The organism is Eximiradius proteiniborus, from assembly GCF_058546985.1.
The window spans coordinates 1,616,648-1,641,067 of sequence record NZ_CM178592.1 but is presented as its reverse complement, the minus strand read 5'-3'; the positions used below and the strand labels follow the sequence as shown (position 1 = coordinate 1,641,067).

16 protein-coding genes are annotated in these 24,420 nt (G+C 39.0%); 5 read left to right on the top strand and 11 right to left on the bottom strand.

What is annotated here, in order from left to right:
- Positions 1 to 6 precede the first annotated feature (6 nt).
- Positions 7 to 4,359, top strand: a complete 4,353-nt coding sequence (gene rpoC / locus ACY2LT_RS06740) for a DNA-directed RNA polymerase subunit beta' (protein ID WP_491814716.1) — start codon at positions 7 to 9, stop codon at positions 4,357 to 4,359.
- Between the two features lie 71 nt (positions 4,360 to 4,430).
- Here the strand turns inward: rpoC and ACY2LT_RS06735 are convergent, their stop codons facing one another.
- The 4 genes from ACY2LT_RS06735 to ACY2LT_RS06720 all read right to left on the bottom strand — a co-directional run bounded on the left by ACY2LT_RS06735 (position 4,431) and on the right by ACY2LT_RS06720 (position 8,106).
- The gene (locus tag ACY2LT_RS06735) at positions 4,431 to 4,898 is read right to left on the bottom strand and encodes a hypothetical protein (protein ID WP_491814715.1); all 468 of its coding nucleotides are present in this window, start codon (positions 4,896 to 4,898) and stop codon (positions 4,431 to 4,433) included.
- Positions 4,899 to 4,976: 78 nt separating this feature from the next.
- The gene (locus tag ACY2LT_RS06730; RefSeq protein ID WP_491814713.1) at positions 4,977 to 5,786 is read right to left on the bottom strand and encodes a phosphatase PAP2 family protein; all 810 of its coding nucleotides are present in this window, start codon (positions 5,784 to 5,786) and stop codon (positions 4,977 to 4,979) included.
- Between the two features lie 110 nt (positions 5,787 to 5,896).
- On the bottom strand, positions 5,897 to 6,844 hold the full coding sequence (locus ACY2LT_RS06725) for a glycosyltransferase family protein (RefSeq protein ID WP_491814712.1): 948 nt from the start codon (positions 6,842 to 6,844) through the stop codon (positions 5,897 to 5,899).
- A 149-nt stretch (positions 6,845 to 6,993) separates the two neighbouring features.
- Positions 6,994 to 8,106 (bottom strand): hybrid sensor histidine kinase/response regulator, encoded by a 1,113-nt coding sequence (locus ACY2LT_RS06720; RefSeq protein WP_491814711.1) that lies wholly within the window; start codon positions 8,104 to 8,106, stop codon positions 6,994 to 6,996.
- A gap of 166 nt (positions 8,107 to 8,272) precedes the next feature.
- Between ACY2LT_RS06720 and ACY2LT_RS06715 the strand changes: the two genes are divergently transcribed.
- From ACY2LT_RS06715 to ACY2LT_RS06705, 3 genes are all read left to right on the top strand, one after another.
- Entirely contained in the window at positions 8,273 to 9,319 is a 1,047-nt protein-coding gene (locus ACY2LT_RS06715; RefSeq protein WP_491814709.1) for an outer membrane beta-barrel protein, read from the top strand.
- Positions 9,320 to 9,325: 6 nt separating this feature from the next.
- Complete coding sequence (locus tag ACY2LT_RS06710) at positions 9,326 to 10,111, top strand: hypothetical protein (protein WP_491814707.1); 786 nt, start codon at positions 9,326 to 9,328, stop codon at positions 10,109 to 10,111.
- A gap of 117 nt (positions 10,112 to 10,228) precedes the next feature.
- Positions 10,229 to 11,614, top strand: a complete 1,386-nt coding sequence (locus ACY2LT_RS06705; RefSeq protein ID WP_491814706.1) for a tyrosine phenol-lyase — start codon at positions 10,229 to 10,231, stop codon at positions 11,612 to 11,614.
- Positions 11,615 to 11,699: 85 nt separating this feature from the next.
- On the opposite strand, the gene ACY2LT_RS06700 is transcribed toward ACY2LT_RS06705, so the two are convergent.
- The 7 genes from ACY2LT_RS06700 to ACY2LT_RS06670 all read right to left on the bottom strand — a co-directional run bounded on the left by ACY2LT_RS06700 (position 11,700) and on the right by ACY2LT_RS06670 (position 21,817).
- Positions 11,700 to 13,118, bottom strand: coding sequence for an Lcl domain-containing protein (locus ACY2LT_RS06700; protein WP_491814704.1), 1,419 nt, complete (start codon positions 13,116 to 13,118; stop codon positions 11,700 to 11,702).
- Positions 13,119 to 13,130: 12 nt separating this feature from the next.
- The gene (locus ACY2LT_RS06695) at positions 13,131 to 13,619 is read right to left on the bottom strand and encodes a T9SS type A sorting domain-containing protein (RefSeq protein WP_491814703.1); all 489 of its coding nucleotides are present in this window, start codon (positions 13,617 to 13,619) and stop codon (positions 13,131 to 13,133) included.
- A gap of 259 nt (positions 13,620 to 13,878) precedes the next feature.
- The gene (locus ACY2LT_RS06690) at positions 13,879 to 14,655 is read right to left on the bottom strand and encodes a class I SAM-dependent methyltransferase (RefSeq protein WP_491814702.1); all 777 of its coding nucleotides are present in this window, start codon (positions 14,653 to 14,655) and stop codon (positions 13,879 to 13,881) included.
- Between the two features lie 30 nt (positions 14,656 to 14,685).
- On the bottom strand, positions 14,686 to 15,408 hold the full coding sequence (locus tag ACY2LT_RS06685; protein WP_491814701.1) for a CPBP family intramembrane glutamic endopeptidase: 723 nt from the start codon (positions 15,406 to 15,408) through the stop codon (positions 14,686 to 14,688).
- A gap of 101 nt (positions 15,409 to 15,509) precedes the next feature.
- Positions 15,510 to 17,675 carry a polyribonucleotide nucleotidyltransferase gene (gene pnp / locus ACY2LT_RS06680; protein ID WP_491814700.1) on the bottom strand — a complete coding sequence of 722 codons (2,166 nt, stop codon included), beginning with the start codon at positions 17,673 to 17,675 and terminating at the stop codon, positions 15,510 to 15,512.
- Between the two features lie 52 nt (positions 17,676 to 17,727).
- Positions 17,728 to 17,994: a 30S ribosomal protein S15 gene (gene rpsO, locus ACY2LT_RS06675; protein WP_491814698.1), complete on the bottom strand. Its 267-nt coding sequence runs from the start codon at positions 17,992 to 17,994 to the stop codon at positions 17,728 to 17,730.
- Positions 17,995 to 18,115: 121 nt separating this feature from the next.
- Positions 18,116 to 21,817 carry a PAS domain S-box protein gene (locus ACY2LT_RS06670; protein WP_491814696.1) on the bottom strand — a complete coding sequence of 1,234 codons (3,702 nt, stop codon included), beginning with the start codon at positions 21,815 to 21,817 and terminating at the stop codon, positions 18,116 to 18,118.
- A gap of 289 nt (positions 21,818 to 22,106) precedes the next feature.
- On the opposite strand from ACY2LT_RS06670, the gene ACY2LT_RS06665 reads away from it, so the two are divergent.
- Complete coding sequence (locus tag ACY2LT_RS06665; RefSeq protein ID WP_491814695.1) at positions 22,107 to 24,356, top strand: beta strand repeat-containing protein; 2,250 nt, start codon at positions 22,107 to 22,109, stop codon at positions 24,354 to 24,356.
- Positions 24,357 to 24,420 lie beyond the last annotated feature (64 nt).

Here is a 24,420-nt window from a genome sequence, read left to right as displayed (position 1 = left end):
TATCCAATGCAATCAATGCAAATTCCAAGAAAAGGTTTTAGAAAAATTTCGATTAAAATTGCTTCGCCCGACGATATTTTAAATCGTTCACACGGCGAAGTAACAAAACCCGAAACGATTAATTATCGTTCGTTTCGCCCCGAAAAAGATGGCCTTTTCTGTGAAAAAATCTTTGGTCCTATTCGCGATTGGGAGTGCGCCTGTGGCAAATACAAACGTATTCGCTACAAAGGAATTGTTTGCGACCGCTGCGGTGTAGAAGTTACTCAAAAGTCTGTTCGCCGCGAACGTATGGGACACATTATGCTTGCTGTTCCTGTGGTGCATATTTGGTTTCTCCGTTCTCTCCCAAGCAAAATCAGTGCTGTTCTTGGTATGCCAACTAAAGATATTGAACGTATTGTTTATTACGAATCGTATGTAGTTATCCAACCCGGAAAAACCGGATTGCAAACCAAAGACTTACTCACAGAAGAGCAATATCTTGATGTTTTAGATCAGCTTGGGCGCGAAAACTACGAACTCGACGACGAAGACCCAAATAAATTTATCGCTTTGATTGGTGGCGAAGCTATTAAAGAATTATTAAAACGCGTTGATATAGAAAAATTATACAGACATCTTAAAGATGAATTAAAAGTTGAAACTTCTCAACAGAAAAAAGCCGAACTCCTGAAAAGACTTCGTATATTGGACGCTTTCCGTAGCTCTACACACAACGAGTTGCCAAACGAACCACACTGGATGGTGCTGGACATTATTCCTGTTACTCCACCTGATTTGCGTCCGCTCGTTCCGCTCGAAGGTGGCAGATTTGCTACTTCCGACTTGAATGATTTGTATCGTCGTGTTATTATCAGAAACAACCGCTTAAAACGATTAATAGATATTAAGGCTCCGGAAGTAATTCTTCGCAACGAAAAACGTATGCTTCAGGAAGCAGTCGATGCTCTGTTCGATAACAGCCGACGTGCAGTGCGTAGCGAATCGCAACGTGCGTTGAAATCGCTTGCCGATACGTTGAAAGGCAAAACAGGTCGTTTTCGCCAGAACTTGCTTGGTAAGCGTGTCGATTACTCCGGACGTTCGGTTATCGTTGTTGGTCCGGAACTCAAAATACACGAGTGCGGTTTGCCAAAAGATATGGCAGTCGAGCTATTTAAGCCGTTTATTATCAGAAAGCTTATCGAACGCGGACACGTTAAAACTGTAAAAAGTGCCAAAAAAATGGTTGAACGCAAAACAAACGAAGTTTGGGATATTCTTGAAAAAGTAATTCAGGGACATCCGGTACTGCTCAACCGTGCTCCGACGCTCCACCGTTTGGGTATTCAGGCATTTCAGCCGAGACTAATCGAAGGAAAAGCAATCCAACTGCACCCGCTTGTTTGTACGGCGTTCAACGCAGACTTCGACGGCGACCAGATGGCTGTTCACGTGCCGCTTAGCTTCGAGGCACAGTTGGAAGCTATGTTGCTTATGCTTGCTCCGCATAATATTATGCACACTCAAAACGGCGACCCAATTGCTGTTCCGTCGCAGGATATGGTGCTCGGCGTTTATTATATGACAAAGATGCGCCCCGGTGCTAATGGCGAAAGTAAAGTTTTCTCCTCATTCGATGAAGTGATTATTGCTTACAATTCGAAAGTTGTCGATCTCCACGCAAAAATAAAAGTTCGCCATAATGGTGCTTTTCTCGAAACTACCGTAGGTAGAATACTTTTCAATCAAATTGTTCCTGAAGAACTTGGATATATTAACGAGCTTCTTACTAAAAAGCGTTTGCGTCAGATCATCGGTATTTGCTTCCGCGAGGCTGGTCTTGCAAAAACAGTTGAGTTTTTGGACAATCTCAAAGATTTGGGCTTCTCTTACTCAACTCAGGGCGGGCTGTCAGTTAGCATTGCGGACGTAGTAATTCCGGCAGACAAGCAGGTGATTATTTCCGCCGCTCAGCAAAAAATTGACAGTATCGAAAATGCTTATCGCAATGGTGTGATAAGCTCCGGCGAACGTTACAACAAAATTATCGATACCTGGTCTAACGCTACAAATAAAGTATCAGATAAATTATCAGCTGAACTTTCTAAAGACAAGCAAGGATTCAACACATTCTGGATGATGCTCGACTCGCAAGCCCGCGGTTCGAAAGAGCAGATTCGTCAGCTGGCTGGTATGCGCGGTCTTATGGCAAAACCTAAAAAATCGCTTTCCGGTTCTACTGGCGAATTGATCGAAAACCCGATTATTTCGAACTTCAAGGAAGGCTTGTCAATTCTTGAATACTTTATCTCTACTCACGGTGCCCGCAAAGGTCTTGCTGATACAGCGTTGAAAACTGCAGACGCAGGATACCTGACACGTCGTTTGCACGATGTTGCACAAGATGTGATTATTTCCGAATACGATTGCGGCACTATTCGCGGGGTCGAAATGACTGCACTCAAAGATGGGGAAGAGGTGAAAGAACCTTTGTTCGAACGTATTCTTGGTAGAGTTGCTCTTGTTGATATTTACGACCCAATCACAAACGAACTGCTCATCCAAAAAGGTGAGTTAATCGAAGAAAAACACGGTCCACGCATTGAATCCTCCGCTCTGGAAAGCGTTCTTATTCGCTCGGTGCTCACTTGTGAATCTCGCCACGGTGTTTGTGCTAAATGCTATGGACGCAACCTTGCAACCGGAAAGCTTGTTGATGTAGGCGAGGCTGTTGGAACTATTGCATCACAGTCCATCGGTGAACCAGGTACTCAGCTTACGTTGCGTACATTCCACACAGGTGGTACTGCGGCACTTATTGCTTCGCAATCAAGCATTTTAGCAAAATTCGACGGTATCGTTCAATTTGAAAATATTAAACATATTTCCTACGAAGGCGAGGACGGTCCGGTTTATATTATTGTAAGCCATAGCGGTGCAATTAACATTATCGATCCGGACTCCAATCGCGTGCTCACTCGCTACGATACTACTTATGGTGCGGAACTTAAAGTTCGCGACGGTCAGAGAGTGAAGAAAGGCGAATTAATTTATGAGTGGGACCCATACAACGCTTCTATTATCACTGAATTTACCGGACGTGTCCGCTATCGCGACCTTGTTCAGAACGTTACATATCGCGAAGTAAACGACGAAACAACCGGACACATTACAAAAGTTGTAATTGATACCCGCGACAAAACAAAATCTCCTTCGATTGAAATCATTGACGAAGAAGGAAAAATTCTTAAAGTATATAATATTCCTTCCCGCGCTCAGCTTACCGTTGATGACAATGAATTTATCGGCGTTGGTACTCCACTTGCAAAAATTCCTCGCGACCTCGGACGTACCCGCGACATCACCGGTGGTTTGCCTCGTGTTACTGAACTTTTCGAGGCTCGCGCCCCGCAAAATCCTGCTATAGTTACCGATATTGATGGTATCGTTTCGTTCGATAAGCAAAAACGCGGGCAAAAAACGCTCGTTGTTACAAGCTTGGACGGACAAACCCGCAAAGAGTTCAGCATTCCGGTTGGTAAATATATTCTTGTGCAGGATGGTGATTTCGTTCGTTCGGGCGATCGCCTTACAGAAGGCTCTGTGAACCCTCACGACATTTTGCGCATCAAAGGTGCAAACGCTGTGCAGGAATATCTGGTAAACGAGATTCAGGAAGTTTATCGTATGCAAGGTGTTAAAATAAACGATAAGCATATTGAAGTGATTGTTCGCCAGATGTTACAAAAAGTTCGCATCATTGATTCGGGCGATTCTTCGTTCCTCGAAAATGATTATGTAGATAAAATACGTCTGTTCGACGAAAACCAGAACCTGAAGAATATGGTTGTCATCACTAACAAAGGCGATAGCAAATTCAGCGAAGGACAACTTGTTTCCCGCCGAAGAGTGCGCGATGTAAACAACGACCTCAAAAACAAAGGAAAAGAGCTTGCTGAATTTCGTCCTGCTGAACCTGCTATTTCTGAGCCTATCTTGCTTGGTATTACTCAAGCTGCATTGACAACAGAAAGCTGGCTTTCGGCTGCTTCGTTCCAGGAAACTACACGTGTGCTTTCGGATGCCGCTGTTGCCGCAAAAACAGATTATTTAGTCGGTCTGAAAGAAAACATTATCATCGGGCAGCTTATTCCGGCTGGAACAGGCTTGCGGCACTATCAGGATATGATTGTTAATTCAACGGTTGGCAATATCTTCGGTCGTCGCACCGTCGAAACAAAAGCTCAGGACTTTATCGCACCAGTTGATTTGCAAACCGCAATCGAGCAGGAAATGGCACTTGTAAATGAACAAAGCGAAAGCGACGATGAAGAAGGCGAAATTGAAGTTCCCGAAATTACAACAGAAGAATAATTAATCCAATAAATTGAAAAAGGCTGCCTTTTTGCAACAGGCAGCCTTTTTTATTTGAAATTTTCTCTTTATTATTTTGGTTGATTTTGCTGAACGTCTGGATTAGACATCTGGTTTGATAATTTCAGGCTATTGAGCTTAGAAATCAGGATGTATGTTACATTTTTGTCGTCTGTCGGGATTTCCTTGCCTTCCTCAATTTCGGCAGCGTAGGTTTCTCCGATTGTTAAATTGTTAGGGATAATATTTTGCGAAGTCCATTTGCGATAGTTTTCGCTAGAAATCAAAAAAGCAAAATTTTCTTCGTCTGAATTCAGTGTGAAAATGTGATATTCTTCATTATTTTTCCCGCCGGAAATTTCACCGTCATCAGTTACAGTTCCGGAATAAGTAACGTAATAAACTGATTTGTGAATAGAAATGGTGTCCGATTGCTCCGTCTCTGCTTTGTCAGCAGTTTCATCGTCTTTCTGGTTGCTGCAACTAATAATCAATGCAACTGCAATAATTGCAAGAAAAAAAGTGAAATATACTTTCATTGTTTGTCTCCGGGAAAAAAGAAAGAACAACTTCTTAAATTATAAATTATTGATGTAAAATAAAAGCGGAAAGAAATATTATAAGGCTTTTTTTGAAACAGATTTTTCCAATCTTAACGAAACGTAGAAGAATACAGCACCGGCAATTACATCAATTACGTAATGATACCGCAAATATACAGTTGCAAAAATCAGTCCGCTGCCGATAACAAGGAATACATAACGCAATTTCGACCTGAATTTGAACGCTAAATAAATGTTAATCAGCGTCATCATAGTGTGTCCGCTGGGCATACAATCGCGGTGCACCTGCACTTCCGGCGGAATTGCCGGGTTTATTATCCCACCTCCGGTATTGACAACCGAACGGAAAAACTCAGTTAAAAACACTCCCGGAAGTTCATTAGAAAGAGTTGAAAAATCGTGTAGCACAAAACGCGGTCCAATCGCCGGAAGAAAAAAATACAACAAATATGAAAGGTAAAATCCGAAAAGAATGTTGCGAAGCAGTAAATCGAATTCAGTGTCTTTTCTTCGGAAATGAAGTTCTATTCCGTGTATGATTGGCATAAAAAAGAAAGTCATATAGCAGAATTGAAGAAACTCGGTCAGATATGGATTGGCAAATTTCAGTGTTAAGTGTGTGGGGTTGTCGCCGCAGATTGCGTGGTCGATTTTTATGAATAATTCATCAAAAAGATTTGGGTTAATTAATGTAATATATGTGTTTGTTTGATTGTAAATAAAATAAACGAAAATCAGCAGATAAAACTTTCTTATTGTAAGTAAATAATTATTATTTTGATTGATACTCGATACACCAAGAATAATTAAGAAAAAAAGAGCGTTTTGAGCGATATTTGCAAGATAGTTTGTTGAATAGAACAAAAATACAAACGATAATAACGTGTAAAAAAGTAATATTGCGACTGTATATTTTTCTGCTAAACTAAATTTCTTAAAAAGATTTCGTATTGTCATCAGCCAAAAATTAATTATCAAACATTTTTAATTAGTTCATAGTTCTTAAATGAAGAAATTTGATGACCACCTAAAAAATTATTTTCAATGAAAGAAAGTAAACGATATTTGAAACGTTCGTGTTTGTGCGGTTCGCGGTTTGGATTTGGCTTGCCGTCATATTGAAGTTTATCCTGCCAGAACATTTCGCTTATACGCTTTTGCATAACTTTTGGATGAGAGCCTTTGAACAAAGCAAGTCGGTTAAGCGGACCGTAGTCGAATTCAGCAGGTTTATTGCGGTAGATTTCTTCTACTTTTGCAGCACCTTTGTGGTTTGTGTCGATTGCTTTGCTTTTGCTTTGCATAAGGTGTGGCGGACGCACCCACCCGTAGTGGTAAATATGAGCATTGACTTTTGCAACGCGGAGTTTGCGGGTGCCTTCGCGTTGGTGCGGGCGTTCATAATAATCGAAATAGCGGAATGATTGGGCACTTTGCCACGAGTGAATTTCGGGCAGGTTCCTGACTATTCTTATTTCATTTTTATACCAGCCGTGGGAATTATGGAAGTGAAAATAATCACCCCAGAAGTGATAATAATCGAAGAGAAGCCCCTCGATTTCCGGATTATCGAGCAATTGCTCGCATCGGCGGCGTATCTCGGGCACATCTTTTTCGTGTATCAGTTCATCGGCTTGCAGATACAGCAGCCAGTCGCCCGAACAGGCTTTCATTGCTATATCTGTCTGAATTGCATGGATTGCACCACGCACCATATAGCGTTCGTCCCAGACTGTATCGATAATGTGTATTTTGTCGCTACCGATTGATGCAATATCTTCGCGCGAAGTGTCGTCGGGGTCGCCTTGCCCGACTGCCACATATATTTCGTCGCACAATGGCAACATCGATTCAATAGATTCTTTGACGGGATAATATAGTTTGCTTCCGTTGCGAACAAATGAAAAACCACTAATTTTCATAAAATTAACAAAATGTAAAAAATAAAATACAAATTTACTTTAATTAAGATTATTAATAAAGTAAAATAAAAATAGCTGAAAAAAAGAAGCAGATAAGTCTAATTACTATGCTAAAGCACAGACGACTTTCGTTCTCGGGATATAGTTAATTATATATGAGCGGCAGGCTTAGCTGGCAAAGTAAATGATACATTAGTACCCACTCCAACTTCGCTTGAAATGCTGAATTCACCATCGTGCAATTCAACAAGTCGCTTTGCGATAATAAGTCCCAAGCCAACTCCTTGCTGCTCGTAAATCTGACGCTCAAACTGACGGTATGCACCAATGTTCTCGATTTGCTCTTGTGTCATACCACGTCCCTGGTCGATTATGCTTGCGTAGAACTTATCATCATTTGCGGCGATAGTGATTTTGATTTTTTTGCCTTTTTCTGAAAACTTAAAGGCGTTGTCGATTAATTCATCGATGATTTTATGAAAGCTGTCTGTTGCAATTTCAATGTATATGTTTTCAGCAATTCCTTCAATATCAATATCATCATATCTTTCATATTTAGCGGCAAGCAGCGAAGCAATATCAACAAGCATAGCAGCGGGTTCGTCTGTGCGTGCTTCACGCAAACGTCGTCTTTTTTCGGGATTAGAAGCAAATGATTCTATGCGAATGAATACAAGGAAGTTTTCAGTGATTTTCATCAGTCTTTGGGCAGAATGAATAATGTCGTTGCCAAGCTCAATTATTTCATCTTTTGTAATATCATCAGTGTTTGTCGTTAAATATTTTGCTGAACCAATCACTTGATTGAGCACGGTCCGGAATTCGTGAGGCAATGCATAATTTAAGTTTCTTCCAACTTCTTCGATTTTTTCCTGCACCTGACGCTCGATATTCTTGAATTTTTTCCATTGTGCTTCGAGTGCGGAAATGAGTTCATCCCGTGTATATGGCTTCACCAAATAATCGTCTGCACCTTTTTCCATACCGAGACGCATATTTTGTTTTTCGGTGAAAGCCGTAAGGAATATGAAAGGAACAGTAGAAATTTCCGGCGTTTCCCGGATTTTGGAAAGCACCTGAAATCCATCAATTCCCGGCATAGAAATATCGCAAAGAATTAAATCTGGTTTCACTTCGAGTGCAGTTTTGATACCGGTTTTTCCGTCATTTGCTGTGTAAACTTCGTAGCCTTCAAACCGAAGCAGTGTGGAAGTGCTTTCAAGAATGAATTCGGCATCGTCTATTATTAAGATTTTTTGCATATTTTATGTCGTTGTTTTTTACATTATTTTAATCATAATTTATTAAATTGGATTAAATATTACTATTAATATTTATTAAATTTTTGATTAATTTAATTTAATTTTTTTTGCTTTGCTTTTGAAAACGTATTTTTGCAACTTTATTGATAATAAAATAAGGAAAAATATGAGAAAGTTCAAAATATTTATCTTGTTTTTAGTTTTTTCGAACCAATTATTTGCTGGTAGTCCAAAATTTTCTGTTCTTGGCTATGTTGATTCTTACTATTGCACAGATAATCTGGACAGAGAATTCGACTTGTTTTCTTCGATTAACCATCGTCGCGAAACTTTTGCATTGAACATAGCATATCTGAAGTTTAACTATACTGATGATAATATCCGCGCTACTCTTGCTTTGCAGGAAGGCGATATACCGAAAAATATATATTTTCAGGAACCTAAAAATATTCAGCAAGCAAATATTGAATATCGATTAGCCGATAGATTGTGGCTTGGTGCCGGTATTTTTTCGACACACATAGGTGGCGAAACAACTCACCCACGTAACAATTTTCTCTCTTCACATTCTGCGACTACTTTTTTTGAACCGACATATCAAACCGGCGTTATGCTTCAATATGAACTGACAAACAATTTTTCAGCTGCTGCATATTTAATTAATGGCAATCATCTTTTCGAAGATAACAACAAAAACAAAACAATTGCTTTTGCTTTTAACTACGCTTTGGATGATTTTTCTGTTGCTTACAATAATATGTTTGGCAACGAGGAGCCCGAAGGTAAAAAAAGCCGTTTGCATACATATCACAATGTAATAGTCAATGCGAAATTGAGCAAAAGCTTTGATTTGCTTGGACAAATTGATTATGCCACTCTCGAAAATTCATACAAAGGTGCAAACGGCACAATGAAAAGTGGGTTCTTAGCTTACAAGTATTCAATAAATGAAAAATTCAGCAATTCTGCAAGAATTTCGTATTTTTCAGAAACGGAAAATGTTTATAAATTAAATGTTGAAGGTTTTGATTTTACTGTTGGTGTTGAATACAAGCCAAGCGTGAACTCATATATCCGGCTTGAGAGCCGCTACCTGAAAAACAACCAAGGCAGCAATAAATATGCTTTTCAGCGTAACGGCAAACCAACAAACGAATTGACAGAGTTTTCGATTAACTTTGGTGGTTGGTTCGATTTTCTTTTTAAAATGTAATAATAGATGAAAAAATTATTAATAATATTCTGTTTTATTATATGTTCAGTTTCGCAATCAAATAGCGAAATTGTGTTGGATAGATTTACTGAGGACAAATTCAAGCCCATTATTTTTGCCGGGATTGGCTGGGATTTAGGACAAAACGCTGATAAATTTATCGAACTCTACAACAAAGGATTTGGCGGCAATGTTCAGGATTTTTCGGCAAGCCCAACTATACTGATTGAATACAAGAGCTGGATTATGCCAAAGTTGCGTCTTGCAATTGCTTCAAGTTTTGTTAATTACTCTTACTTTGATGAATTTTGGACTTTGGGAACATACATTACACGTAGCCATACGAACGAAATATCATTCAATCGAATTCCGATTTTGTTGAAGGTTGAGTTTATCCCGCACGACAAGCAGTTTCGGTCTTATGCGGGGGCAGGCGTCGGAGCTTTGTTTCAGCAGACGCGATGGCGAGAAACTATTCGCTCGAACTATGCTTTGGATAAGCGCGTAAGTTCCACTCTTTATAATGAATTAGAGGTTATTCCCGGGCTAAATGTTTACAGCGGTTTGGAACTTGGTTTCGATGAATATCCTGAATCTTTTTTTCTTGGAAGCCTGATTTTTCAGTTAGATTATTGCTATTTCCCGAAAAAAATGGACATATTCAAACAAGCTAAAAAAGTGCTCGACGAGCCTTCGCCAATGCTCAACAGAAAGATTCGGATATTTGATAGTTACTTTAGTTTTGCTGTTGGGTTGTCTTTCAATTTGCTTAATATTTCAAAAAAACAATAAGATAATTTTATACTTAATTTTGTTTTTTTTATCTATTTAACTATCTTTGTAAGACTTATAAAAATATAAATATTTAATTAACTTGTTTTTGTAGTTTATAAATTAAAGGAAAAAACGATGAAATTTACACGCAGACCCTGGGCAGAACCTTACAAAATTAAGGTTGTAGAACCATTGAAGGTTACTTCTCGTGAATACCGTGAAAAATGTATTCGTGAAGCTGGTTACAACACATTTTTGCTTCGCTCGGAAGATGTTTATATCGATTTGCTGACCGATAGCGGCACAAACGCAATGAGCGATTATCAATGGGCTGGAATGATGCTTGGCGATGAAGCTTATGCTGGAAGCAAGAACTTTTATTATCTTGAATCAAACGTTCAAAAATTCTATGGTTATAAATATTTAGTTCCAACTCATCAAGGTCGTGGTGCAGAACATCTTTTGTCGCAAGCTTTGATTAAGCCGGGTCAGTATGTTCCCGGTAATATGTATTTTACAACTACTCGTTTGCATCAGGAGCTTGCTGGTGGCACTTTCGTTGATGTAATTATAGATGAAGCTCACGATTCGCAGTCAAATCATCCGTTCAAAGGTAATGTTGATTTGCAGAAATTCGAAGACTTAATCAAAAAAGTTGGTGCTGATAAAGTTGCTTATATCACTGTTGGTGCAACTGTTAATATGGCAGGCGGTCAGCCGGTATCGATGGCAAACATCAAAGAAGTTTACGCACTTGCCAACAAGCACGGAATCAAAGTTGTGCTCGACGCTACTCGTGCTATGGAAAATGCTTACTTCATTCAACAAAGAGAAGAAGGCTACAAAGATAAACCAATTGCTGAAATTCTGAAAGAGTTCTGCTCCTACTCCGATTGTGCAACAATGAGCGGCAAGAAGGACTTGCTTGTAAACATTGGTGGATTTGTTGCAGTAAATGACTGGGATTTATTCGAAGAACTTCGCAATATGGTGGTTGTTTACGAAGGTTTGCATACTTATGGCGGGCTTGCTGGTCGCGATATGGAAGCAATGGCACGCGGTATGGAAGAAGCAATTCAGGATGATTATATGGCTTCACGTATTAAACAAGTTCACTATCTTGGCGAACTTCTCGACGAATACAATGTTCCAATGGTAAAACCATTTGGCGGACACGCAATTTTCCTTGATGCAAAACGCTTCTACGAACACATTCCACAAGAACAATATCCGGCACAAGCACTTGCAGCCGACCTCTATGTTGATTCTGGTGTTCGCGGTATGGAACGCGGTATTGTTTCTGCTGGTCGAAACAAAGAAACTGGCGAAGAATACAAACCTAAACTTGAACTTGTGCGCCTCACTATTCCTCGCCGCGTTTATACTCAATCTCATCTCGATGTTGTTGCTTATTCAGTTGCTGAACTGTATGAACACAGAAAATCAGCTAAAGGTTTGAAGATGGTTTATGAGCCACGCTACCTGCGTTTCTTCCAGGCAAGATTCGAAAAATTAGCATAAAATACTAACATAATAAATTCAGGCTGCCACGAATTTCGGGCAGCCTGTTTTTTTTAAATGCTTTTGTTTATTCAGCTGTGAAATTCTAAAATGACCTGATAGCACGAACGCGAGCATGGGTGTTTTTACCACCATAACTAGAAAAACCATTTAAGAAAGTGATCACTTTTGCCATATTAGCAGAATACTCGTTAGAACTCCAATAGAAGGTGTTTGAAGATAAAGCAGTGCCTCCGTTAGCTACAGCAGTTGAATCTATTGCTGTTCGGTTGTTATGCATTAGCAGCAATTCCTGCATTGACGGTAAGTACCAATCACCATAAGTAGTTCCTCCCTCAGTAATTATCAGCTCATTGCACATTCTTGCCGCATACATATTCGTGTCGCCTCCAAGAGCAGCGTGCGTAGCAATTATTATTGCTGTATTTGCTTTACCTGCATAAGGTCCATCGCCACGAGCCATTGTATTGCAGCTTGTCCCAGCATACCATCTAATTCCTGTCGATTGGTCTGTTTTAGCACAGACAAGCCCGTGCTGTCCGGTTGCATCGACCCAAAAAACTATACCCCCGTGGGCAAAATCTCCTACTTGATATGTCTTTACAGAAATAGTCGGGTTGCCATTTACACCATTCCCGTTGGTTACTATTATTCCTGCCCCAGGGTTGATTGTGCGGGTTGCAACAGTTCCGTCTCCTGTTCTGGTAATTATTCCGTTGGTAGAAAGATTATGCAAGGCGAGTGCTTGTCCGGTAAGTCCGATTGTGCCTTGATTGGTAATAGTGCCACCTGTTATCCCATTGCCTGTTTCAATGCTGGTTACTGTTCCGGAGCCTGCACCGATTGCAGTGCGGAAGTCGTTAGCAGTTAAAGCACTTACGCTGTTATCTGTATTTATTCGTAAAAAACTCACTCCAGATGGATTTGGCAGCCGTAGTAAATTACTGCCCACAATAGTTGAACCGTGAATTAGACCTGAATTGGATGTGCAATGAGTATATGCATTATCCCAATTCGAAATGTGTGTGTTGGTTATTCCGAAGGATGGACTTGCTTTCCAGAGAGGGTCTGCTTCTGTAATTGCACCGGTTATTCTTTCTGCCGTTTTTGCGTGGAGAGCATAAGGAACGCTTAAAATCTGGCTTGTTGAAGTAATTGTGTAGTTAGTTCCACCATTAATATCGATTTCAGTTTTAATAAAATATGGTCCGGCCGACCAGTCAATTCCGGAAAACGAACCCAATACCGTAATTCCACTCCCGATTTCTATTGTTAATAATCCGTTATCGTTAGTTTTCGGGTTTGGATTAAAGATTTCCCTGTAAACCACGTTCCCGTTTATTGAGTTTTGTAGTATGCTTATTTGAATTCCAATGGTGCGGTTAGTAACAAGATTGTTGCTTGCATCGCGGACAACAGCCTGATAGCTTATTTTTTCTGGGGTTTGTGCAAATATGCCGGAGGCTAATATTATTAATATTAAAATTGTAAATAATTTTTTCATAGTTTTGCTCTCCTATTTCTTAATTATCTTAAAAGTTTTTATTTCTTTATTACCTTGAAAAACTTTTAGAAAATAAGTTGATGATACATAATTGCTGATGATTATTGTTGTTTGATTGTTTAAAATTTGTTGATTTTGCAAAAGTTTTCCTGTAATATCTACCAACTGATATGATAAATTTCCTATCATCTCGCCTTCAATTTGTAATTGTAAGTAATCTGTTGCCGGATTTGGATAAGCCGAAACCAAAAGAGTAATACTTTTGGCTTCATCAACAGACGAAACAACCGAAATTTCGTATGGTTGCTGCACTCCTTGTACAACTGATGTGTTTGCATAAGAATTTGTAGTGTAAAAAACTTGTCCAACGGAATAGCTCACAGAGCCACTGCTTCCGGAAGCATTGCCGCCTGCAGCATTAATGCTTACTTGTGCTTGGAGCTCCACCAAAGAAAGCACCAAAATAGAAATAATAAAGAAAATCTTCTTTTTCTGTTGCATTGGCTGTCTCCTGATAGAAAGTTTATAAGTATCTTTGATATTATGAAACTAACTGTATTAACTTATAAAAAAATATATTAAAACAAAAGAAAATAATTTTTCATCAGAGAGCTAATTATTGTTGATTTTTTGCTTCGAATGAAGAAATAGTATAGATATGCAATAAGTTTTTTATTACAAATAACAATAGAGAATTGATATTCTATTTATGAAAAAAAATATTTGTATCCTTTGCTTTTGGATAGGACATTAGAACCGCTTATATTTTTTTTCCGATGTAAAATACATATCCATAATAGTCTTTATATTTGTCGTATAGTGATGCTTCACATTTTTCATAATTAATAAATTCTTCAACAGATTTATTTCCTTTATATTTTTCTAAAAATGCCTTTTGTGCGGATACTGCTGGTTTGAAGAAGTTATCGGTCCAGCAAACATCGGGCAATATGAATGATGCCACTACAACATAACCCGCTTTTTGCATTTGAGCGATTTTATTAGCAATTGTATCGATTTCTGGATATGCGTTATTCCAGAAATCAAATATTTCCTTTGGTCGTTCTTCAGTGAACCACGATGCCTCCGATACAGCAACATAGCCACCTTTTTTCAAAAACTTATTCCAATAATTCAAGCCTTTTTCAAATCCAATATTGTATATAGCTCCTTCACTCCAAATCAGGTCTAATTCATTTTCTTGAAAATCAAGATTATCCATTGAACCTACAATGCCCTGAACCCGGTCTTGCAGATTATATTTAATTATTTTATCATTGAGTTTATCGATAAACCCGGGAAATAAATCTATGGCAGTAATACTTCCAGCAACAGTATTTTGAGCTAAAACTATTGTTTGGGCACCTGTGCCACAACCAAGGTCAACAATTTTGGAATTTTCAGAAATGTTATCAATAAAGCTTAGTGCTTTTATTGTTGATTCTTCGCTTCCTGGTCCTTGGCGTTCCATAGTTGAAAAATATTCGCAAATCAATGCAACATCAAAATCGTGAATTGTTTGTTCTTCGTTACTCATTTTTTATCCAATTTTTTATTAAAATAATTTTTATATTAATCCTAAAGAAATAGCAATAAAACTGGGACCATTGATTGCTGCGTGCATTAACACACCAACAGAAGAGTTCTTGGTTTTTTGAACTAAATATGATTGAATGAAAATTAATGGTATCAGTGTTATTAACAATTGCCAGCCAAAAGCAATGTGAAAAATTCCCCAACCAAATCCGTGAACGAGCCAGGTGTATTTGCCGAATACTACTTCTTGCCTTGGCAGCATTACACCTCTCCACAAAAATTCTTCTCCAAGAATGTTCAATAGCCAGTATGGTACCCAAACAAGTAGCAACCAGAAGCGTCCCTTTGTTAATGGCTCGAAAGTCATAAAATCCGGAGTGTGGTCGAATTTGCCTAAAAATAATTCCATTCCTTTCACTATTAATACGCTGAACAATCCAACTAAAAGCAACCCGACACAGTTCCAGATTAAATCTTTATTTGTTAGCTTACGAAATCGTAAACGTTCTGCCCAGGTACTTTTTGAAAAGCTATAACCTTCATTTTTTAATATCAACAACCCGGTAATAATTAACGGGGTGAATATTAGCAACCCTGCCACAATAAACCAGCAAAGTATTACTTCCATACCTGTTGTATTACTCAACCAAGGAATTAAATATTTGGTCGAAAGATACATTAGAATGGAAGCCGGAATATAAATGGCAAACGAGCCCAAAAGCCCAAGCTTTTTAATTTCTTTATTTGTTTCCATATTAAGTAAAGAACAAGAACGCTTCAGGCGTTCTTATTCTTTATTCTCCGTTTTTTTATGTTTCTTAAAGTTATGTCAGACTAACTGAAAAAGCCTGTTTCTTACCTTGCTTTATCATTGTTTTTAGCAGGAATATCCTTTTTTACCAAAGGCTGCTTGGCAGGAATTGGCAATAATGCTTTTCTGCTTAATCTATATTTGCCGTCAGGTGAAATTTCGATTAATTTTACTTCGAACTTATCACCAACTTTTACGAAATCTTTCAGGTTGGTTACGCGTTCGTGAGCGATTTGCGAGATATGGAGCAATCCTTGAGTTTTTGGCAGGAATTCTACAATAGCTCCCAGACCTTCGCGCACTTCTTTCACTGTTCCCTTGTAAATTTCGCCTTCTACTGGTTTTTGCACAAGCGACTGAATCATCTTTGTTGCATCTTCGGCTGATTGGCTGTTAGTTGCAGCAATTAATACAGTTCCGTCGTCTTCGATATTTATTTCAGTGTTAGTTTCTCTGCAAATTGAGCGAATCACTTCACCGCCGGGTCCAATCACAGCGCCAATCATATCAGTTGGAATTTTAATTGCTGTAAATCGTGGAGCATAAGGTGATAAGTCGGGACGCGGTTCGCTAATAACTTCATTCATTATTCCGAGAATATGGAACCGTCCTTTGCGAGCTTGTTCGAGAGCCTGTCGCATAATTTCCACTGAAAGCCCTTCGATTTTAATATCCATCTGGCAAGCAGTAATACCGTCGAATGTTCCGGCAACTTTGAAATCCATATCACCAAGGAAATCCTCGTCGCCAAGAATATCGCTAAGTACGGCAACTTTATCGTCTTCCTTTATTAATCCCATTGCAATGCCGGCGACAGGTTTTTTCATCGGAACTCCTGCGTCGAACAATGCAAGCGAACCAGCGCATACAGTTGCCATCGAAGACGAACCGTTCGATTCGAGAATGTCGGAAACAACGCGAATTGTATATGGAAATTCTTCCTGCGGTGGAAGCATTTCCTTCAAAGCACGCCAGGCAAGATGACCGTGACCAATTTCCCTGCGGCTTGTGCCCAAGCGACCAACTTCGCCAGTGCTAAATGGCGGGAAATTATAATGAAGCATAAAACGTTCCGTGCGAACCGGTTCTAACCCTTCAATTAATTGTTCGTCGCGGTTTGTGCCCAACGTAACAGTCGATAAGCTTTGAGTTTCGCCGCGGGTAAACAGCGAAGAACCGTGAGTACGAGGCAGCAGCCCAACTTCGCAGCTGATTGGACGAATATCAGTTGTCGAACGTCCGTCTAAACGGCGATTTTCTTCGACAATCATTCGCCGCATAAGTTTTTTCTCTATGTCCGAAACTATGTTGCCTGTGTAACGTTCGAGCTGTGGTTGAAGTTCTTCGTTTTCACCGAATTTTTCAGTAACAAGAGCTAATGCTTTTTCATAAATTTCGTTTCGTTTTTCGCGGCGCTCGGATTTTGAACTTTGACTATGAACGTATTGATTTATTTCATCGAAAAGAGCTTCTTCAATAGTTTTAACGATTTCTTCCGGAATTTCTTCGATTGTGTACTCGCGTTTTGTTATCTCAAGTTGCTCTGCAAGTTGAATTTGAAGTTGGTTAAGAACTTTAATTTTTTCGTGAGCAAACATCAAAGCGGCAACAAAATCTTCTTCCGATATTTCTTTCGATTCGCCTTCGACCATAGTGATTGCCTGACTTGTTCCGGCAACTGTAATGTCCATATCGCTTTTTTCGAGTTGTTCGAGCGATGGATTTACAATAAATTCGCCATCAACTCTGCCGATGCGAACTTCTGAAATAGGACCGTGAAAAGGAATATCGGAGATAAGCAAAGCCGCAGATGCCCCAACAGCAGCAAGAGTGTCGGGATTTACATCCGGTTCGGCACTGAAAACAGTTGCAATAATCTGAGTTTCGAAGTGCCAGGTTTTCGGTATCATCGGGCGAATTGGGCGGTCAATCAGGCGTGCCGAAAGTATTTCTTTGTCCGTAGGGCGTCCTTCACGTTTCAGGAAGCCACCGGGTATTTTCCCGACTGCCGAAATTTTTTCTCTGTATTCAACCTGAAGTGGCAAAAAATCAACATCTTTCAATTCATTTTCGCTTGCAACGGCTGTAACCAACACCATAGTATCGCCACAGCGAACCATCACAGCTCCGCTTGCGAATTTAGCAAAACGCCCAGTTTCGAGCGAATACTCTTTTCCGTCGAAATCTATTTTTACTGTTCTTATAGACATAATCTATCCAATTATATTAAAAATAAAAACGGCGACCCATTCGCCGTTTAATTTACTTACGCAATGATAATGCTGAAATTATCTGGCGGTATCTTGTAATGTCTGTGTTCATTAGATAATTTAGCAATTTACGGCGTTTTGCAACAAGTTTAATCAATCCACGGCGTGTGTGGTTGTCTTTCCTGTGCATTTCCAGGTGTTTTGTTAAGTCGGCAATTCTTGCAGATAATATTGCAATTTGAACTTCTGGTTTGCCCGTATCATTCGGAGTTGCACCGTATTTTGCAACAAAATCTGCTTTCTGTTCTTTTGTAATCATTCCGATTGCTCCAAATATATATAATTTTCTACTTTTAAACGAATTACAAATATAAGAAAAAAAATTTTTTCTGCATAAAAATTATTTTTAATGCAGTTTGCGAAATTCTGATACAATAAGATTATTCTTCTTCGGGTTGAACTTCTGGTAAAATCACTTTTACAATTGTTCCTTCGTTCAGCTGGCTTTCCACTTCAATTTTACCACGGTACATATCAATGCATCTTTTCACAATCGATAGCCCCAATCCACTGCCTTGGACAACTCCTGTGTTTGTAGCGCGATAGAATGGTTCGAATATATATCTGATTTGTTCTTTTGGTATCCCAATTCCATTATCTTTAACTTCGAAAATAAGATTAGAACCCTCTTTTCTGTGAGTTAGAACAATATCGCTATCAATTGGGGAATATTTAATTGCGTTGGAGATAAGATTTGAAAGTATCTGCTGCAACAAAGTTGGGTCTATGTATGATTGTTGCCTGGTGTCGTCGGTGGTTTCGAAGTAAATATTGTGATTGTTCTTGTCGATAATCCTGTATTCATCTACAAAACTATGGCAGAAATCATAAATATTTGTAAGAATAGGTTTGGCTTTCTGGTCGCCGGTGTCTGATTTGGAGATAGTCAGCACCTGGTCGAGCAAATCAGTCATACTTTTAACAGAAGCTTGAATTCTTGAAATAAATTTTGAAGCGTCTGCAAGATTCCCCGTTTTAATAAATGTATCGACAAGATATGATGCAGTCATAATAGTTGTGAGCGGTGTGCGGTATTCGTGAGAAACAGTCGAGATAAAGCGCGTTTTGAGCGAGTTCAATTCCTGTTCTTTTTCTATTGCGCGTTGAAGTTCGGTTACATCAACACCGCTGCCGATATATCCGTGGAAAATCTCGTTGTTGATTATTCTTGGGGTAGCTGTCAGCAGGACGTAACGATAACCTTCGGTTTTATTGATCAACCTGACAGTAACTTCAAATTTATCTTTTTTATTAAACGATTCGTTGTATTTTTCAATAAATAGTGGCATATCTTCTTCGTAGATAAATTCTTGCCAGTTGTCCGTAAGTCCGGTAATAATTTCTTTGCCTGTGAAATCTATCCATGTTTTATTTGTATAAGTGATGCGTCCTGTATAATCATTCATCCAGATAAGCACGGGTGCCGAATCTGCCATCAGTCGGAAACGCTGTTCGCTTTCGCGAATTTCGTTTTCTATACGCATACGCTCTTCAACTTGTGCGATAAGTTCCTCGTTCGCTTGACGAAGCTGGATAGTCCGCTGTTCGACGCGTTCTTCGAGCAATTCATTTGCTTTAATGAGTTCTTCCTGGTATCTCTTTTGTGCGATTGCCATAGCGATTTGGTTCGAAACAAAGCTGAGTATGTTTTTATGTTCGTTTGAATAGCGAATGCCTTCGGTATAAGATTGCACCACAATAGCGCCGATTACTTCATCGCTTACTTTCAGAGGCACACCAAGCCAGTCTATCGATGGAGCCCCAATGCTCTCGACAACACCTTTCTCGACTAAGCTATAGAATTCGTCCGGGTCAACCAGCCAGGCTTTGCCAGTATCAATAACGAGTTCGGTTAGCCCTTTGCCTCGTTTTCTCGGTGGTGGAGGTGGGTCGTACTCATCAACAAAATATGGATACTCGAACAAATCTTCTTCTTTATTATGCAGTGCTATATAAAAATTCTGAGATGGCATCAAGTCAGAAATTATGCTATGAATTTTCTTGCATAGTGAGATGAAATCCGGTGTGCTGATTGCCGCATCTGATATTTGGAAGAGGGCACTGCGAAGCACTTCCTGATTTTTCTTTTCCGTAATATCACGTGAAATTGCAAGTATGCATTTTTCACCATTCAATTCAATTAATCTTGCAGAAATCGAAGAATAAAATATTGCTCCATTCTTTTTTTTCATCTCAACATTTTCGAGATATGCTTCGCCTTCCTTTGTAAGTTTTTCGACTAATTCGTGGCGGTGTGAAAGATTATTCCATACTTTCGTTGTTGTATAATCCGGATTGAGTAACACTTCGCTGCGGTTTTCCACTCCAAGCATCTTCAGAGCACTGTCGTTAATTTCCAGAAACATTCCGTCGCTAACTCTTGTAATGGAAACTCCATCGGGCGAAGTATTGAAAATATTAAAGAATTTTTCTTCTGATTCTTTTATTTTTCTGAAATATTCATTTTTATCGGTATTATCAACTACTACACAGAAAACGAAGTCTCCCTCTTTTAATTTAATTACGGATGACGAAACAGATACTTCTCGTGATTCTCCAGATTTGGTATGTTGCAGAAGATCTACAGTAACAGAATTATTTTCTTTTAGTTCCAGAATGCAATTTTCTAATTTTTCTTTATTATTTATTAAAAGGTCTGATACTCTCATCCCTAAAAATTCGTTCTTCGAATATCCATAGAAATCTTCTGCAGCTTTGTTTATATCGATAATTTTTAAATTTCGTGGGTCAAAAATATACATCGGAAGTTGAGTGTTTTCGAAAATACTTCTAAGAATTTCTTCCGAGCGAACAATTTGCTCCATCAGCTTTTCTTTTTCAGTAATATCCCGCATAATAGCAAAAACATACTCATTTTTCTCAAACTCAAAATAGAAAATATTACCTTCTACAATCAAATATGAACCGTCCTTTCTTCTTTGCAAAGTTCTATAATGATTGAACTCACCTTTCTTAATTAGTTCCCAGTATGTTTCTTGCCATTTATCAATTTTGAAGGAACTATCTATGTCTTTGACAGTCATTTTAAGCAATTCTGCTCGTGTGTATCCTAAATTGTGGGTAACTGCGTCATTTACGTAAATAAATCGGGAATCTTTATCAATACCGAAAATCATATCAATAGAATGGTCAATCACAAATTGAGCCATTTTGTGCTGCTGCTCTAATTGAATGTGTTCGAGAAACTGCTTTTTGAGTTCCTGTGTCTTGGCTTTTACTTGTTTTTTCAGCGAATAGTTCCACAGCAAAAACAAAGCAAACAACACTAAAAGAGTGATAAGAGATGGAAGCCAATATTTGGCAATAATTGATTCTTTTTCATAGAGTGTTTCAATTTCGCCGAACCATTTATTGTAGATTTGCAGGTAGCGGCCGTTATGGTGGATTAAATCGAGCCCTTCGTTTATTTTCTGGATAAGCTCGACATTGTCTTTGTGAACTGCTAATACATTTTTTGAACTGTAAATAATTATGTCTGTTGGCTGAAGAATATCAGTATTGTTTTTGTAACAATAATAATAAGCAATGAATTTAGGAATAACAGCATATTCATATTTTTCTCGAACCATCAATTCAATTGCCTGGCTTGGATTGTCCACTATGATAATTTTAGCATCAGGTGCAACTTTTTTTACCAACTCTTTAATCAGTGGTCCTTCTTCAACAAGAATTTCTTTGCCGTTTAATTCATTTGGCGATTTGATAGGTTTAGCACCTTTTCTATAAAAAACATTGGCTGTTACGTTAATTACCGAATTAGATAGGTTGTATTTCTGCGCTCTTTCGTCGGAATAATACATACAGATGATATCGAATTTGCCTTCGTCGAACTGCCTCAGGGCTTCGCCCCATTGCATAGATTGCATTTCGATATTTATTCCTACTTCGCGGGAAATTTCTTTCAGAATGTCTATTAAAAAGCCTTTGCTTGTATCATTTTCTGCAAACTCATAGGGATAGTAAGCGTAATCAAAAACTGCTTTGTATACCTTTTCTGCTTTAGCACAATTAATAATTATTAATAAAAAGAATAACCCAATAATGGTAAAAATTCGCTTCAATTTATATCTCGAATTATTTATAACAATACCAGAACTTTACAAAAATTAAATAAAACTTTTTTAATTTCAAAAAAATAAATAATACAAATTCTAAGAATTTTTCTTAATCTAATTCTCATTCTTAAAATAATATGTTGGTATGTTTTTTGAATTAGAAAAAAAATAGTAATTTGGTAAACGCCTTGAATGCATAGAGCTTATTTAATATCAGTATTTCTACTTAAAATTAATGATTTTATTACACGTATTTTTGTATTGGTGAGAAAGTAAATGAACGGAGGCAATAGATATGTCTAAAAATATTTTTTGGATAACGAAAGTTTTTGTGGTGCTGGTTCTGGCTATGAATTCCCTATGGTCGCAACCACAAAACGTTGGGATTGGAACAACAAATCCGCATAGTTCTGCGTTGTTGGATTTAGATGTATCAGCTCCGTCTTTTACTACCAAGCTTGGATTCCTTGTGCCAAGAATGACACTTACCGAACGAACATCTATTCCATCTCCTGCAACTGGTTTGCTTGTGTATCAAACTGATGCAGTTGCGGGTTTCTACTACTACACAGGCACTGGCTGGATACGAATTGTTGATGCCGGAACTAATAATTTATTTCTTTTGCTTTCCGGTGGCACTATGAGTGGCAATATCGATATGAATAATAATCTAATCACTAATATTGGAAATTCCGGAACAAACTTTTTGAGCAACGGAGGGCTGAACCTTGCAAATGCTCTGACTGTATCCGCTGGTGGTATCAATATTACCGGCAACAGCACAATTAATGGTTCGCTTTCCGGACTTACCGGGCTTACCTCATCCGGGAACATAACTTTTTCATCTCTTGCAGCTAATAGTGTTGTCAAAACAGGTGCCGGCGGATTGCTAACTGCTGGTGGCATTGATTTAGGTACATCAGAAGTTTCAGGCATCTTGCCGATAAACCGTGGTGGGACGGGGCTCTCTGCTGCTCCTTCTAACGGGCAGTTGTTAATTGGCAATGGAACGGGATTTACTCTTAACACGCTTACCGCAGGTTCCAATATTAATATTACAAACGCAACTGGTTCGATAACGATAGATGCAACCGGCTTTGAACAGCCTTTGACTTTTAATGCACCTCTTTCGAGAGCAGGCAACACTATTTCCGTTGAGCAAAATTCAGCTACTTCGGCGGGTGTCGTTGCAGCTGGGAGCGGTAATCCCAATAAAGTCTGGAAAACAGATGCAACGGGTGTCCCGGCGTGGCGGGACGAGGCTGCTGCTTCTGGCGGTTTTACTGCTGGCACAGGTATTGATATAACTGGCTCAGTTATTACAAATACTGCTCCCGACCAAACAGTTGTATTAAATCCCGGTGGTTTAATAAATATTAGCGGCACTTATCCTAATTTTACAATTTCTACTCCGAACTTTGGATTGACTTCCGGAACGATTGCCGAAGGCAACCATAATCACTCCATAACGAATCTGAACGCAAACAACTGGCGGCTTTTCTATTCGGACAACTCTGGTCAGATTGTTGAATTACCTCTCGGGACAAATGGACAATTTTTGCAATCAACCGGTGCAAATTCTGCTCCGCAATGGGCGTCTTTGCTATTGCTGCCGTCTGCTTCGGATAATCAGACTTTGCGTTATAGTGGTGGCAACTGGCTTGCTTCGGGCTTTCTGAGAAACACTGCTTCGGGAATTGCTATTGGCAATTTTACCGAAAACCCTGCTGCTGCTCTTCATCAAGATATGGGAACAACACAGATTAATTTGCATAAATTTACCGGTGGCACTCTTACCGGAAGAGGTACTAATGATGGCTTTGATATTGGTATTGAACAAAATGGACACGCAATTATTCGTCAAAACGAACCTTTAAATATTCAAATGTATACAAATGGCATTGAACGCCTTACAATAAAGCAAGATGGTAAAATTGGAATGGGGCAGAGCGTTAGCGTTTCGCCCGATTCGATTTCTGTTCAGGTTAATGGCGACCTGCGGGTTACCGGCGACCTCGTCGTCGATGGCAATATAGACCCGATTGCATTAATACTTCAACCTCGGAATGCACCTCCGGGAAGTGTTTTCGAAGGGATGATTTATTATGATAATAGCTCTAAAAACATCAGATTAAGAAAAAACAATGGTTGGACAGATTTTGTCTCTTCGAATGATACGACTTCGAGCCTTGCCGTTGGGAATCTTGCCATTGGAAAACAAACAGCCTCTGTTTCTGCTGATATTAACGGTGCTTTGGCTCTGAACCCGCCCGATGTGGTTACTTCGTCCCCGATTCAAGTAGGAAATAGTTCTTATATAAAGTTTAATTTAGGCACAGGCACCACCATTCAACTGTCTGATGGGGTCAGTGTCGGGCAAATATTAGTTCTCCATAGGGTTGGTGGAGCTGCCACTACAACACTTTACAACACCGGGAATTGTGCTTTGAAAGGTGTAAACTGGCAAACAGGTTATATGGATGATACGATTACATTAATCTGGAGCGGAACAAAATGGGTTGAGCTAACACGTCAAAGACCTTAATTATTAAATTACTCTTACAAAGACATTTATGATTAATATAGAACAATACAGAGGAGGGAAATTG

Bases quoted from the DNA above. Each gene is read 5' to 3' on its own strand.
- pnp (WP_491814700.1), bottom strand. From the start codon at position 17,675: ATGTCTATAAGAACAGTAAAAATAGATTTCGACGGAAAAGAGTATTCG.
- ACY2LT_RS06685 (WP_491814701.1), bottom strand. From the start codon at position 15,408: ATGGAAACAAATAAAGAAATTAAAAAGCTTGGGCTTTTGGGCTCGTTT.
- rpoC (WP_491814716.1), top strand. From the start codon at position 7: ATGCAATCAATGCAAATTCCAAGAAAAGGTTTTAGAAAAATTTCGATT.
- ACY2LT_RS06720 (WP_491814711.1), bottom strand. From the start codon at position 8,106: ATGCAAAAAATCTTAATAATAGACGATGCCGAATTCATTCTTGAAAGC.
- ACY2LT_RS06735 (WP_491814715.1), bottom strand. From the start codon at position 4,898: ATGAAAGTATATTTCACTTTTTTTCTTGCAATTATTGCAGTTGCATTG.
- ACY2LT_RS06715 (WP_491814709.1), top strand. From the start codon at position 8,273: ATGAGAAAGTTCAAAATATTTATCTTGTTTTTAGTTTTTTCGAACCAA.
- rpsO (WP_491814698.1), bottom strand. From the start codon at position 17,994: ATGATTACAAAAGAACAGAAAGCAGATTTTGTTGCAAAATACGGTGCA.
- ACY2LT_RS06700 (WP_491814704.1), bottom strand. From the start codon at position 13,118: ATGAAAAAATTATTTACAATTTTAATATTAATAATATTAGCCTCCGGC.
- ACY2LT_RS06665 (WP_491814695.1), top strand. From the start codon at position 22,107: ATGTCTAAAAATATTTTTTGGATAACGAAAGTTTTTGTGGTGCTGGTT.
- ACY2LT_RS06705 (WP_491814706.1), top strand. From the start codon at position 10,229: ATGAAATTTACACGCAGACCCTGGGCAGAACCTTACAAAATTAAGGTT.
- ACY2LT_RS06725 (WP_491814712.1), bottom strand. From the start codon at position 6,844: ATGAAAATTAGTGGTTTTTCATTTGTTCGCAACGGAAGCAAACTATAT.
- ACY2LT_RS06690 (WP_491814702.1), bottom strand. From the start codon at position 14,655: ATGAGTAACGAAGAACAAACAATTCACGATTTTGATGTTGCATTGATT.
- ACY2LT_RS06695 (WP_491814703.1), bottom strand. From the start codon at position 13,619: ATGCAACAGAAAAAGAAGATTTTCTTTATTATTTCTATTTTGGTGCTT.
- ACY2LT_RS06710 (WP_491814707.1), top strand. From the start codon at position 9,326: ATGAAAAAATTATTAATAATATTCTGTTTTATTATATGTTCAGTTTCG.